Genomic DNA, 14,752 nt, shown 5'->3' with positions numbered 1-14,752 from the left:
CTTTTTTACTTATTCAGAAAATACATTTTTGTGTAAAAGTTCATCTTTTAAGTCCCAAAGTTCTTGGGATAAGTCTACATAATATTTATGTGGATTTTCTAGTCTTAATACTTCTGGCCATATATTATTAAGTTGTTCTTTGGCATATTCTTTAATTTCAAGTACAGAAGGAGAGTTATAAACAAGTTTTCCTTGTTTAAATATAGGTACTTGAAGTTCTTTTATATAATAATTTTTTATAGTTTTTCTTTTCCATGTATATACAGGATTGAAAATAGTAATAGGTTTTGAAATATCAATTTCCTCATTTTTTAAGCATAAAAGATCTGCTAAAGCATTATTTGTTTCTTTGTCATATATTCTAATTATTTTTTTAAAAGCTGGATTTGTTATTTTTTCTTCATTTTCACTTATTTTAATTTTAGGAATTAATGTGCCGTTTTTTTCTACTGCTGCAAGCTTATAAACTCCACCAAATACTGGCTCAGATTTTGCTGTAATAAGTCTTTCACCTACACCAAAAGAATCAATACATGCTCCTTGCTCTAAAACATCTCTTATAATATATTCATCAAGAGAATTTGAAATAACAATTTTTGCATCAGTATACCCAGCTTCATCTAATATTTGTCTACATTTTTTTGTTAGATATGTTATATCTCCGGAGTCAATTCTAATACCTGCTGGTCTTATACCCTTTGGTTTTAAACATTCATCAAATACTTTAATTGCATTTTTAATTCCAGATTTTATAACATTGTATGTATCAATAAGCAAAAGACAATTATCAGGGTATATTTCAGCCCATGCCTTAAAGGCTTCATACTCAGAATCAAATTGTTGAACCCAACTATGAGCCATAGTGCCAACAGCAGGAATATTAAATAATTGATCAGACATTGTACATGCAGTTGAACTACATCCTCCAATAACTGCTGCCCTTGCACCATATATAGCACCATCATATCCTTGTGCTCGTCTTGAACCAAATTCCATAACAGGTCTGTTACCAGCTGCTCTACATATTCTGCTTGATTTTGTTGCAATTAATGTTTGATGATTTATTGTAAGAAGTACCATTGTTTCTAAAAGCTGAGCTTGTATAATAGGTCCCTTTATAGTTACAAGAGGTTCACCTGGGAAAACTGGTGTGCCTTCAGGAACTGCATATACATCACATTCAAATTTAAAATCCTTTAAATAATTTAGAAAATCTTCTGAAAAACAATTTTTACTTTTTAAATATTCTATGTCATAATCATCAAATTTCAAATTTTGTAAATATTCAATAAGTTGATCAAGACCGGCCATAATAGTGTATCCACCACCATCAGGTATTCGTCTAAAAAACATATCAAAAACTGCTATTTTATCTTTAAGACCATTTTTTAAATATCCATTTCCCATGGTAAGTTCATAAAAATCTAAAAGCATTGATAAATTTCTTCTAGACTTAAAATTAAATTTTTCTGTACTATTCATAAATTTCACCTCAAAAGTTTTTATACAATTATATTGTACAACATTAGAATAATAATACAATTTTTTATATTAAAAAGACCAAGGTTTAGGGGGTTACCTTGGTCTTTTTAGTACAAAATTATAGGGGGATAAGAAAGAAGCTTTTATTCTTCTTTGTACTTTTATTATATGTAACTATTGTTACTTTTATGTGTCAAAAAAATAATAATATATTGTAAAAAAGAAAAAATTAATACATAATAAATTTATTAACAATGTTTTGTGGGAGAATGCTTAAATGAAGTTAGATAAATATCAAATGGAAGCAGTGGAGGCGAAAGAAAAAAATATTTTAGTAGTGGCAGCTCCAGGTTCAGGTAAAACTACTGTAATAATTAATAGAATAGATTATCTTATTAGAAAAAAATTAATATCAGAGGATAATATAATTGTAATAACTTTTACAAAAGCTGCTGCATTGAATATGAAAGATAGGTATAAAAAGGCCTTCAATAGATCAAAGACACCTTTTTTTGGTACTTTTCATGGACTTTTTTATCAAATTTTAAAAAGGTATGGAATTAATATAAATATAATTCAAGGATATATATCTAATAAGATAATGGAGTCAGTTCTTAGAAGATATTTTGATGAAGTAAATGAAGATAAAATTAAAGAAGCTCTTAATAACATATCTTTATATAAAACCTCAAGGAATACTCTAGAAGCTTTTAAACCATCTTTTTCTAAGGATATATTTATTGAATGTTTAGAAGCTTATTCTAAGTATAAGGATGAAAATAATTTAATGGATTTTGATGATTTGGCTATTGAAACATTAAAACTTTTTGAAAATAATAAAAGAATAAGAGAGGGCTATAAGGGTTTATTTAAATATGTACTTGTAGATGAATTTCAAGATTGTGATGAACTTCAAATTGATTTTTTAAATTTAATAAATAAGGGAAATGAAAATAATCTTTTTGCTGTGGGAGATGAGGACCAATGCATTTATAGTTTTAGAGGTTCAAAACCAGAGTATATGGTTACATTTAATAAGATATTTACAGGTGGAAAAAAATATTATTTATCTAAAAATTATCGCAGTACTAAAAATATAATTGAACTTTCCAAAAAGATAATTTCACATAATAAAAAAAGAAATAAAAAAGAAATTTTGTGGAATAATGAAAAGGAGGGGATTATAGAATTTCAAGAATCATCTAGTGAGAGGCTTCAATGTGAAGAAATATCAAATAAGATACAAGAACTAATAAAAGGTAACTACAATTATAGTGATAACATTGTTTTATATAGAACTAATATTGAATCTATGTCTATAATAGATGTATTTATAAGACGAAATATGCCTTTTACTATGATTGATAGAGAATATAATTTTTTTAGTCATTTTATATGCAGAGATTTATTATCTTATTTGCAACTTGTTTATAACAATAATGATAGAGAAGCTTTTCTTAAAATTATAAATAAGCCTTTTAGATATATAAGCAAAATTAATTTAAGCTATGTAAGAGATTATAAAGAAGATATAAATCCCTTTGATATATTAATTCAAAAAGAAGATACACCATCATTTCAAAGAAAAAAATTAGATGATTTAAAAAGAGATTTTGCTTTTCTTTCAAAATCTTCCCTAAATGTAGCTATACAATATATTATTAGCGAAATGGGTTATATTGATTATTTAAAAGAATATTCTAAAAAATTTTCAAGTAGTATTGAAGATTTAGAAGAAATAGTAGAAGCTTTTAAAACATCTGCTGCAGAATTTAAAAGTATACCAGAATTTTTTGCACATGTAGAGGAATTTAATAAAAATATAGAAGAAAGTAAAAAAAGTACAGATAAAAATAGAATATTATTAAGTACAATTCATGGAGTTAAAGGTATGGAGTTTCCAAATGTTTTTATTATGAACTGCATAGAGGATATTATACCTCATGCTTCTAGTAAGGATACTAACATAGAAGAAGAAAGAAGACTTTTTTATGTAGCAATTACTCGAGCAATACAAAATCTTTATCTTTATGCACCAAGGGTTAAAGGAAACAATATAAAAGAAGTTTCAAGATTTATAAAAGAAGGTGAGTTAAAGCTTCAAAAGGCAACACAAAAAGGACTTGTTAAGGGGGCAAAAATTAAACATAATGCCTTTGGAATAGGAATTGTTCAAAGTATTTCAGATAATGAAATTAGCATATTATTTGAAAATGGAGTAAGAAGAAATTTTGTCCTTGATATACTTCTTAGAAGCAAGCTTATTGAGGTGTTAGAATAAAATTATCATGTTAGTAGTGTGGTTCCTAAGAATGTTAAGGAATTTTAAAAGATTATGGAAAAAGAAAAAATACTGAAGATAATATGAATAATGAAATAGAAGAAGAATTAGGTTAGTTCTAATATAGATAAAATCAAGAATATATTTGCAAAGTTAAAGCAAATATATTCTTGATTTTTTTGTTAATAGCTAATAAGGTTGTTAAAGGTAAAAGTTATAACAAGCTATAAAATTTAGATAATTTACAGTAATGGAAGCAGGTGATACTATATATACATAGCAAGTCCTAGTAAACATATAAAACATATAAGCTATTAAATATGATAAGGAGTTGGTTTTATGAGAGTGATTCATAATTATAATAGAGTGACAATTGAGGAAAGACGAATGTAGAAGTTTTATTAATTAGAAATTTTTTAAGTTACTATATTAAAAATTATAAGTGAATTTTGGAGGAGATAATTATGACTAAAAAGAAATATGAAGAAAGAAATTTAAAATTTGAAACTTTACAATTACATGTGGGACAAGAACAACCAGATCCAGTTACTGATTCAAGAGCAGTACCAATATATCAAACATCATCTTATGTATTTAAAAATTGCGATCATGCAGCAGCAAGATTTGGATTAACAGATGCGGGAAATATATATGGAAGATTAACAAATCCAACAGAAGATATATTTGAAAAGAGAATAGCAGCTCTTGAAGGTGGTGTAGCTGCATTAGCAGTTGCATCAGGTGCAGCAGCAATAGATTACACAATTCAAAATTTAGCTCAAAATGGTGATCACATAGTGGCAGCTAAAAACATATATGGAGGAACTTTTAACTTACTTGAACATACATTACCAAACTATGGTATAACTACAACATTTGTTGATCCAGATAATATAGAAGAAGTTAAAAATGCTATTAAAGATAATACAAAAGCAGTATATATAGAAACTTTAGGAAATCCTAATTCAGATGTTGTAGATATAGAAGCTTTAGCTAAAGTTGCTCATGAACATAAAATACCATTAGTTGTAGATAATACATTTGCTACTCCATATTTAGTTAGACCTATAGAATATGGTGCTGATATAGTAGTACATTCTGCTACAAAGTTCATTGGTGGTCATGGTACAACAATTGGAGGAGTAATTATAGATAGTGGTAAATTTGATTGGGAAGCTAGTGGCAAATTCAAATCATTAACAGATCCAAATCCAAGCTATCATGGAATAAGCTTTACAAAAGCAGTAGGACCAGCAGCTTTTGTAACAAAAATTAGAGCCATATTATTAAGAGATACTGGAGCTACAATTTCACCAATACATTCTTTCATTTTCTTACAAGGACTTGAAACATTATCTTTAAGAGTTGAAAGACATGTTGAAAATGCATTAAAGGTAGTTGAATATTTAAATAATCATCCACAAGTTGAAAAAGTTAATCATCCAGCAGTTTCAAAGGATCCAGTTCAAAAGGAATTATATAAGAAGTATTTCCCAAATGGTGGAGGTTCAATATTTACATTTGAAATTAAAGGTGATGCACAAAAAGCTAAGGACTTTATTGATAATTTAGAATTATTCTCTTTACTTGCAAATGTTGCTGATGTTAAGTCACTTGTAATACATCCAGCATCAACTACACATGCTCAACTTACAGAAGAAGAACTTTTAGATCAAGGTATTAAACCAAATACAATAAGATTATCAATAGGTACAGAAAATATTGATGATATAATTGAAGATTTAGATGAAGCATTTAAAGCTGTAAAATAATAAAAAATATAATAGACTGAGTATTAGAAGATAAAATTTTTAATACTCAGTCTTTATTTTTTATCATTAGACAATAATATATATATGTAATATACTTGAATAAAAGTTAAATAGCTTTTTAATAAAATATATGGGGTGTCAAAAATGACCTTGCAGCAGATAAAATATGTAATTGCAATTGCAAATACTAATTCAATGAATGAAGCAGCTAAAAATTTATTTGTTTCTCAACCAAGTTTATCTAGTGCTATTAAGGAACTTGAAGATGAACTGCAAATAACCATTTTTTCAAGAACTAACAAGGGAGTTGTAATAACTCAGGAGGGAGAAGAGTTCTTAATATATGCAAAGCAAATATTAGATCAGGTAGAACTTCTTGAAGAAAAATATATAAATCATGATATAAAGAAAAAATTTGGAGTGTCAACTCAGCATTATTCTTTTGCTGTAAAGGCATTTGTTGAAATGGTAAAAGACTTTGATATGAATAAATATGAATTTGCCATAAGGGAAACAAGAACAAATAGTATTTTAGAAGATGTTAAAAATGGAAAAAGTGAAATAGGAATATTATATATAAATGATTTTAATGAAAAAGTAATACATAAGCTTTTAAAATCAAATGAACTTCAATTTGAGGAACTTATTAAGTGTAAGGGATATGTATATTTGTGGAAAGATCATCCATTAGCAAAAAATAAAATTATTACAATGAAAGAATTAGAAGATTATCCATGTCTTGCTTTTGAGCAAGGGGAAAATAACTCTTTTTATTTTGCAGAAGAAATTTTAAGTACATATAATTATCCTAAAATAATAAAAGCTTGTGATAGAGCTACCATGCTTAATTTAATGGTAGGATTAAATGGATATACATTATGTTCTGGTATTATTTGTGAAGAACTAAATGGAAGTGATTATAGAGCAGTTCCTTTAGAAACAGAGCAAATAATGAAAATTGGTTATATTACAAGAAAAAATAGTGTAATAAGCAATATTGGAAAGATGTATATTGATGAAATAAAAAAATACTTGTCAAAGTGCATTAATTTATAAAATGGAGGAAAACTTGTGTATCAGGAAATGCTTTTATTTGTAGAAAATTTGTTAAAAGGAAAACAAGGAGGAAAAAGTAAAAATAAAATTGCAATAGATTATGATAGATTTGCTCATACAAAAAGAGTACTAAAGTGGGTAAAATATTTGTGTAATGAGCTTAATGTAAGTTTTGATAGAGAAAATCTTTATATAGCTGCTATTTTTCATGATGCAGGATATTCAAAGGAAGAGAACCTTAATAATCATGCAATTTATAGTAGTGAAATATGCAGAAAATATTTGATTAATAATACCAATTTTAGTAACGAAAAGATAGAGCATATATGCAGTTTAATATTAAAACATTCAGACAAAAGTCTTTTATACAATATTAGTACAAGTCTCGAAATGATTATATTATTAGAAGCTGATGTTCTTGATGATACTGGTGCTATGGGTCTTGTTATTGATACATGGATAAAAGCTAAAAATGATACATCCTTTGAAGAAATTTTACAGAAAATGAAAGATCATATTTATAAAAAAATGATAGAATGTCCACTTGTTACGCAACCAGGTAAAAAAATATGGAATGAAAAATTAAAACTCACAAAAGAATTTATAAAGCAATATGAGTTTGATATTGAATTTTAATAAAAAACTAAAAATTATTGAACAAGTATTAAAAAAAATATATAATTAAGTAAAATATTTTATTAGTGAGGTAACATATGGGGGAACAGGAGAAAAAAAATAATATAAAAGAAGAGAAGAGTAACAATAAAAATTCATTTAAAGAAGTTATTAGAAAAATAATATTTTTTATTTCTTTATGTGTATTTTTGTATTCAGCTTTTAATTTATTTCTTATAGTAAGAGATTATTATGAAAATTATAAGTATTATTCTGCAATTCAAAAGGAATATGGTCCTACTTTAGTAGATGATAATTTAGGAAAAAGATATGTAATGGATCCAATTAAGTTTGATGAACTTAAAGAAAAAAATAATGATTTTAAGGGATGGATTACAGTTGAAAATACAACAGCTAATTATCCTATTATGCAATCTGATGATAATGAATATTATTTAGAACATTGCTTAGATAAATATTTGTTAACTGGTGGCTCTATATTTTTAGGGGCTAATAATAATGATGATTTTAATGATAGAAATACAACTATTCATGGTCATCATATGAAAAATGGAAGCATGTTTGGACAGCTTTATAAATACAAATGGAAAGGATTATTTTCAAGGGAATATGATTTCTTTAATAATAATAAAATAGTATATATTTCAACTAGAGATCATACATATGAATATGAGATATTTTCAGTGTATGTTGAGAAAGTAAGTAATGCTCCATACAAAAATAGATTTGAAAAGGATGAAGACTATCTAAATTTTTTAAAGGGTTTAAAAGAAAAATCTCTTGTTCAAAATGATGATATAAAAGAATTTACCCCAAATGATAAAATAGTTACCTTATCAACATGTGATTATAGTATGGATGATGGAAGGTTATTAATACATGCAAAGCTTATAAAAAGTGAATAAAATAATTAGTATTAAAAATTTCTTAATTTTAAATTTTGTACTAGATTATGTAAAAATTAAATATTATAATGTAAGTAGTAATTGTTAGATTATTTTCTTACAAGCATTCTAAGCAGTTACTTAAAAGGGGTCAAGTATTTATACTACAAAACGATAATAAGATATAGTAAGTTATATAAAAATAACAAATTTAGTTGCTTAAGGGAGGAATTATAATGAATTGTTATGATTTAGCATTAGATTTTTTAAGAACAGTAAAGGAAATAGACGATTTATTAGATAAAAAGTCACATTCAAGACAAAAAGATGCAGAATTACTTGACAAGCAAATTGATCAGCTTGAAGAGAAAATGTTTGATATTAAAAATAAATTAAAAGCTAAAGAAGTATAAATATTATGAGACTGTTATATGCAGTCTCTTTTTTTATACATAATTTTATGCATAAGTTAATAAGCTCTGTATAAAATATTAATATATGAATTTTATATGGGGGTAGCATTTTGAAGGACTTTTTAGAAGAAGCTGCAAAGATGGAGAAGGAAGCTATATCATTAAGAAGAAAATTTCATGAAAATGCAGAACTTGGACTAAATGAAATAAGCACAAGTAAAATAATAATAGAATATTTGAAAAAGCAAGGCATTCCTTACTATACATGTGGTAAAACAGGAGTGGTTGGATTAATTAAAGGAAGCAAAATATCAGAAAAGATACCAAAAGTTATTGCATTAAGAGCTGATATGGATGCTCTTCCTATATTAGAAGAAAATAATGTCTCTTACAAATCAAAAAATATTGGAATTATGCATGCTTGTGGTCATGATGCCCATATGGCAATACTTTTAATTGCAGCAAAAATATTAAAAGATCATTCAAGTGAATTTAGTGGTTTTGTTAAGCTTATTTTTGAACCTGCTGAGGAAACTGTTGGTGGTTCAAAAATAATGATAGAAGAAAAAGTTCTTGAAAATCCGCAGGTTGATGCAGTTTTTGGACTTCATGTAACTGAAAATCTTGAAACAAATAAAATAATGGTTCGCAAAAAATATATAAATGCTGCTTCTAATCCCTTTAAAATAATTATAATTGGAAAAGGTGCTCATGGTGCAACACCTGACATATCAATAGATCCAATTGTAGTAGCTGCTGAAATAATTATGGCATTTCAAACTATTTCTTCAAGAAAAATATCACCTAAAAATCCAGTAGTTGTAACTGTTGGATCAATTAATGGGGGCTCTGCTAAAAATGTAATACCAAAGGAAGTTACTTTAAGTGGCATTATTAGAACTACCAATAACAATGATAGAAAAATATCAAAAGAAAGTTTATATAATATAGCAACATATATAGCAAAAGCTCATGGGGCTACAGTAAAAATCGAAATAGAAGAAGGATATCCTAGTTTATATAATGATGAAAAAATGTGTGATAGGTTAATAAATTCTGCAAAAAAAATAATAGGTTCAAATAATGTTTTATATCAAAGGGAAATAAGTATGGGAGTAGAGAGTTTTGCTTACTTTGCATCTAAAGTTCCTGGATGTTTTTATTATGTTGGAACTGGAAATAGTAAAAAAAACACAACAAAGCCTGCCCACAGTAGTAAATTTAATATAGATGAAGAAGCACTTAAAATTGGAATTGCTATTCAATGTCAAGTAGCATATGATTTTTTAGAAGAATAAGATTATAATTTGACAATATGATGAAATAATATTAATCTAATATAATGAATAAACTATTCTAGTGGAAAAAATTAGGAGTGATATACTTGAAGATAGAAATAGGCCCAAACGAAGCAGGACAAAGGCTTGATAAATTCCTAAGAAAACTTTTAAAGGATGTACCTTTAAGTGCAATATTTAAAGCACTTAGAAAAGGTGATGTTAGAGTTAATGGAAAAAAGCAAAAGGAAAAATACTCTCTTTTAGATGGAGATATAGTAACAATAAAATATATTCAAACTAAAAAAGAAAAAAAGGAAAATTTCATTAAAGTAAATGCAAGTGGTTTAAAAATTATATATGAAGACGTAGATGTATTATTAGTTGAAAAGTGGCCTGGAATTTTAGTTCATCCAGATAGTAAAAAGCAAGAACCAACTTTAACTGATTATGTACTTTCATATTTAAATGGAAAAGGTGATTATACACCAGAAAATGAAATTACATTTACACCAGCACCATGCAATAGATTAGATAGAAATACATCAGGTATAGTTTTATTTGGAAAAACCTTTGAAGGTCTTAGACTTTTAAATGAGGCTATAAGAGAAAATGAAATTGAAAAATACTATAATACCTTAGTAAAAGGAAAAATTAAAGATGGTTTATATAGTGGATATATTAAAAAAGATGAAAATAATAATGTATCTCAGATTTTTGATAAAAAGGTTCAAGGCTCTAAGGAAATATCAATGGAAGTTAAAACCATACAAACAAATGGAGCTTATTCATTTCTTGAAATTCATTTAATTACAGGAAGAAGTCATCAAATAAGAGCACATCTTGCTTATTTAGGCAATGCTGTAGTTGGTGACAATAAATATGGTGACAAAAAACTAAACTCTTTTTTTGACAATAAATATGGTTTAAATTATCAGTATTTATATGCTTATAAATTAATATTTAGAAATGTAGGGGGAAAGCTTGATTATTTAAAAAATAAAACTATACCAGCATCACTTCCGCCTCTTTTTAAGAAAATTAAGCAAGATGTATTTAAATTTTCGTTAAGATAGGGGAAAAAATATGAAAGAAACAAATTCAGCAGCAAAGGGAATGTTTGTGCTTTCAATTGCTGGTATTTTAGTAAAAGTTTTATCAGTTTTTTATACACCTGCGTTAAAAAGTATACTAGGTGATAAGGGATATGGTATGTATTCTCAAACTACTCAAGTGTTTGTGTTTGTTTATGCAATAGCTTGTATGGGAGCACAACCTGCCATAGCAAAAGTAGTAGCAGAACTTTCAGCAACAGGTAGTGAGAAAGGAGCTCTTAGAGCACTAAAAATATCAAGAAAGCTTTATGGATCAGTGGCATTTATTTTGGCACTTTTAATGGTAGCATTAGCACCAATAGTTGCCCAAAAAACTAATTCACCTGATATAGCTTATGGGATTATGGCTCTTGCCCCTTGTGTTGTAATTACATCTATATTATCTACATATAGAGGTTTTATGCAGGGTAAAAATAATATGACATCTATTGCAGTATCTCAAATAATTGAACAGGCTGTAAATATTGTTTTAAGCTTAGCTTGTGCTTATATTTTAGTAAAAGCAAGTCTTGCCTTTGGTAATGCAGGAGCGCAGGTAGGTACATCTGTAGGCGCACTTTTTGCATGTTTTTACCTTGTATATTGCTATTTTAAAAATAAATATAAGCATAAGGCAATAGAATATGATAATGGTAAAAGAATAAGTGACAAAAGAATACTTCATAAGCTTATAGCTTATTCTATACCAATTATTTTAAGTGCAGGACTTCAAAATTTAGGAGGTCTTATTGATTTATTTAATGTTAAGGCGAGACTTTTAGTAGCTGGATTTTCACCAACAGATGCTGATATTTTATATGGACATTTAGGCTTTTATCAGACACTTTATGGAGTACCTCTTGTAATAATAACAGCAATAGGTACAACTGTTTTGCCAGCACTTTCAAAGTCTGTTGTACTTAAAGATCATAAAGAAGCAAGAAGAAAAATAAGACAGGGCTTTAAGCTTATATATATAATAGCCATTCCAGCAGCTATAGCTCTTTCTGTAGCCTGTGATGATGTATATAGGGCGCTTACAGGAAATACAAATGGAGCATCATTAATGTTTTATGGTTCCTTTGTAATTGTTCTAATGGCCACAACTCAACTTCAGTCAATAGTACTTCAAGGTATAAATAAATTTTATTATATGCTTAGTACATTTGTTATTGGCATAATTTTTAAAATTACATTAAACTATATATTTGTTGGGATAACGGATATTAATATTTATGGTGTTTTAATAGGTAATTGTTTCTGGCATTTGATACCGGCACTTTTAAATCACAAAAAAATTAAAAAAACTATGAAAATGAAATTGCCAATGATGAAAATTATATTAAAACCTCTATTTGCATCTGCATTAATGGCAGGTACTATAATATTAATTAAATATCCATTTAGTATAGTATATAGATTTTTATCACCATCAAGATATTTATCAATAATATTTTTAATATTATCATTAATATTTGGAGGATTTATATATTTCTATTCAATGATTCTTATAAAGGGAATTAGAAAGCAGGATATAGAATCTATTTCACCTAAGATAATAAAATTTTTGCCAAGATTTATAAGGGTAAAGCTTAAATAATTTATAAAAAACTGTTGCTTAAGTGTTTTTGCAGCAGTTTTTTTGTGACAAATAAAGTATTAGTGGAAAATAATATAACAATAGTTTAAAATAGTAAGTATATTAACAAAAATAGGGGATATTATGAAAAAGATTCTTATTGGAATGGTACTTTATATAAAATAACAGATGATGACAATTTTGTATATGACGAATATGAAAATGGTATAGAAATTATTACTTATGTAGGTTCATATTCTACCAATATAAGTATACCATCTGAAATAGACAATAAAAAAGTATTAAAAATAGGAGATAGATCTTTTACCGGAAAGGAAGGAATAGAAAAAATTACTCTTCCAGATACAATTACAGAGATTGGGCAAGATGCTTTTTCAGGTTGCTTAAATTTAAAAAATATTAATTTGCCCAAAGGATTAATTAAATTAGGAAGTAGTTCTTTTAAAGATTGCATAGCTTTAGAAAATATTGAATTGCCTAATTCCTTAAGTTTAATAGACAGTCATACTTTTGATGGTTGCACTAATTTAGAAAATGTAAAAATACCTAATAGAATAATACAAATTAGGGAATATGCCTTTTCAAGCTGCAATAAGATAAGAAACATTGAAATGTCAAGTATTTCTAAAGGTATAGGAGGAGGGGCATTTAAGGGGTGTACATTACTTGAAAATGTTTAAATTAATGGTGGAGCTTTATATATTGGAAAAGAAGCTTTTTCTGAATGTGAATCTTTAAAGTCTGTTCATTTACCTAACTCTATTTCACAAATTTTTCAATATGCTTTTAGTAAGTGCTATAATTTGGAGGAAATAAATATACCTGAAAGTGTAAATGAAATACAGTATGGCATTTTCAATGGGTGCAAAAATCTTAAAAATGTAAAAATACCTAAAAGTGTAACAAGCATAGAAAGTAGTGTATTTAATGATACTGATAAGTGTAAATTTACTATAAGTGGAGTAAAAAATAGTTATGCTTATAGTTTTGCAAAAAAAAATGGTCTTGAATTTAATGATGTACAAAATGATTCATCTAATAATATTTATGAAGGTGAATGTAAAGATATAATTTTAGATAATAATAATTTAATAGAATATAACAAAATTGGGAATAATATTAGTACAAATATTATTTCAGAGAATTATGAAAAAAACAATAATAATTGGTATAAGGAAATGTTAATTAATTCAATACTTGCAGATAATGATTATGACATTAGTAAAATTAATGAACAAATTAAGGAATTGCCTACATCATTAGTTGAAAAAATTTATGATTCACCTTTAAAGATTTATTTGCAAAGTAAAGAAGATTTTGATTCTAATGTTTCTTATGAGGAGGAATTAGAAAATAATACAATAGCTTTTTATACACCAGCTACAACAGGAATATATTTAAATAATGAAGAACAAAATAAGGAAGGAGTACTTATTCATGAAATAGGCCATTTTTATGATAGTTATATTTTAAGTGATAAAAATAAGAGTTACTATTCAGAAAAAAGTGATGATTTTCTAAATATATTTAATTTAGAAGAAAAGAATGAACTTTTAGGAGATACAAGTACCCATTATACAAATAATATAAAAGAATATTTTGCCTATTAATGGGTGTAAGGGAAGTTACGCATATATTTTTGCTTTAAAAAACAAATATAATTTTAATAATACAAGTGAAAATCCTATAGATGTTTTATTTGAAGGAAATTATAAGGTTCTTGTTTTAGATAATAATAAATTAAAACAATACAATTTGGATGGATATTTAATAGAAAGCACTATATTAGATGAAGAATTTGTTAATGATTATACTACTGAAAATATTAATAAGTATAAAAAATTATTATTTAATTCAATGATAATAGATAATTATAGCAATGGTAACAATAATTACGATTTTAAAGGCTTAAATAAAGAAATAGAAGTAATTCCACAATTACTTATCTTAAGATTTATTTAAAAAGCGAAAAAGATTTTACTGATTTACTAAAATATGAAGATTTAAGTGAAGATACAATAGCATTTTATTCATCAAAAAATAATACTATGCATTTTTCTAAATTATCAATGAGAAAGGAAGGAGAATATTAATAGTTATTAAAAATATATTCAAATATAATCAAATGTAATATAATATATTTAGAGGTGATTATATTTGAGTAAAAATTATAAACCAAAAGAATTTGCAGAACTTTTAAATGTATCAGTATTAACTTTGCAAAGATGGGATAATACTGGAAAATTAAAAGCACATA

The 14,752-nt window shown here is 26.4% G+C and carries 13 protein-coding genes and 1 pseudogene; 13 read left to right on the top strand and 1 reads right to left on the bottom strand.

Annotated features, from left to right (window positions below; translation table 11 throughout):
• Window positions 1-9: 9 nt before the first annotated feature.
• Window positions 10-1,482, bottom strand: coding sequence for a nicotinate phosphoribosyltransferase (locus ACTNAO_RS08520; RefSeq protein WP_441028114.1), 1,473 nt, complete (start codon window positions 1,480-1,482; stop codon window positions 10-12).
• Between the two features lie 277 nt (window positions 1,483-1,759).
• On the opposite strand from ACTNAO_RS08520, the gene ACTNAO_RS08515 reads away from it, so the two are divergent.
• The 13 genes and pseudogenes from ACTNAO_RS08515 to ACTNAO_RS08455 all read left to right on the top strand — a co-directional run.
• Window positions 1,760-3,763 (top strand): ATP-dependent helicase, encoded by a 2,004-nt coding sequence (locus tag ACTNAO_RS08515; protein WP_441028112.1) that lies wholly within the window; start codon window positions 1,760-1,762, stop codon window positions 3,761-3,763.
• 464 nt (window positions 3,764-4,227) lie between these two features.
• A complete protein-coding gene (locus ACTNAO_RS08510; protein ID WP_441028110.1) occupies window positions 4,228-5,535 on the top strand; it encodes an O-acetylhomoserine aminocarboxypropyltransferase/cysteine synthase family protein in 1,308 nt (435 codons plus the stop codon).
• Between the two features lie 144 nt (window positions 5,536-5,679).
• Window positions 5,680-6,591, top strand: a complete 912-nt coding sequence (locus tag ACTNAO_RS08505; RefSeq protein WP_441028108.1) for a LysR family transcriptional regulator — start codon at window positions 5,680-5,682, stop codon at window positions 6,589-6,591.
• A 15-nt stretch (window positions 6,592-6,606) separates the two neighbouring features.
• On the top strand, window positions 6,607-7,227 hold the full coding sequence (locus ACTNAO_RS08500) for an HD domain-containing protein (RefSeq protein WP_441028106.1): 621 nt from the start codon (window positions 6,607-6,609) through the stop codon (window positions 7,225-7,227).
• 77 nt (window positions 7,228-7,304) lie between these two features.
• On the top strand, window positions 7,305-8,132 hold the full coding sequence (gene srtB, locus ACTNAO_RS08495; RefSeq protein WP_441028104.1) for a class B sortase: 828 nt from the start codon (window positions 7,305-7,307) through the stop codon (window positions 8,130-8,132).
• A gap of 215 nt (window positions 8,133-8,347) precedes the next feature.
• Complete coding sequence (locus ACTNAO_RS08490; protein ID WP_441028102.1) at window positions 8,348-8,524, top strand: hypothetical protein; 177 nt, start codon at window positions 8,348-8,350, stop codon at window positions 8,522-8,524.
• 140 nt (window positions 8,525-8,664) lie between these two features.
• Entirely contained in the window at window positions 8,665-9,822 is a 1,158-nt protein-coding gene (locus ACTNAO_RS08485) for a M20 metallopeptidase family protein (RefSeq protein ID WP_441028179.1), read from the top strand.
• 86 nt (window positions 9,823-9,908) lie between these two features.
• Entirely contained in the window at window positions 9,909-10,877 is a 969-nt protein-coding gene (locus ACTNAO_RS08480; protein ID WP_441028100.1) for an RluA family pseudouridine synthase, read from the top strand.
• A 10-nt stretch (window positions 10,878-10,887) separates the two neighbouring features.
• Window positions 10,888-12,495, top strand: coding sequence for a putative polysaccharide biosynthesis protein (locus tag ACTNAO_RS08475; protein ID WP_441028098.1), 1,608 nt, complete (start codon window positions 10,888-10,890; stop codon window positions 12,493-12,495).
• Window positions 12,496-12,596: 101 nt separating this feature from the next.
• Window positions 12,597-13,175 carry a leucine-rich repeat domain-containing protein gene (locus ACTNAO_RS08470; RefSeq protein ID WP_441048066.1) on the top strand — a complete coding sequence of 193 codons (579 nt, stop codon included), beginning with the start codon at window positions 12,597-12,599 and terminating at the stop codon, window positions 13,173-13,175.
• Window positions 13,176-14,105 (top strand): leucine-rich repeat protein, encoded by a 930-nt coding sequence (locus ACTNAO_RS08465; RefSeq protein ID WP_441028175.1) that lies wholly within the window; start codon window positions 13,176-13,178, stop codon window positions 14,103-14,105.
• Window positions 14,095-14,457 (top strand): hypothetical protein, encoded by a 363-nt coding sequence (locus tag ACTNAO_RS08460; RefSeq protein WP_441028094.1) that lies wholly within the window; start codon window positions 14,095-14,097, stop codon window positions 14,455-14,457. Before ACTNAO_RS08465 ends, ACTNAO_RS08460 begins: the two co-directional genes overlap by 11 nt.
• Window positions 14,458-14,652: 195 nt before the next feature.
• Window positions 14,653-14,752, top strand: a pseudogene (locus ACTNAO_RS08455) (IS607 family transposase); the annotation flags it as partial.

Origin of the sequence: Clostridium sp. HCP1S3_C6 (assembly GCF_052066735.1) — a bacterium.
Lineage (GTDB): Bacteria > Bacillota > Clostridia > Clostridiales > Clostridiaceae > Clostridium.
This window is presented reverse-complemented; position numbering and strand designations above follow the sequence as displayed.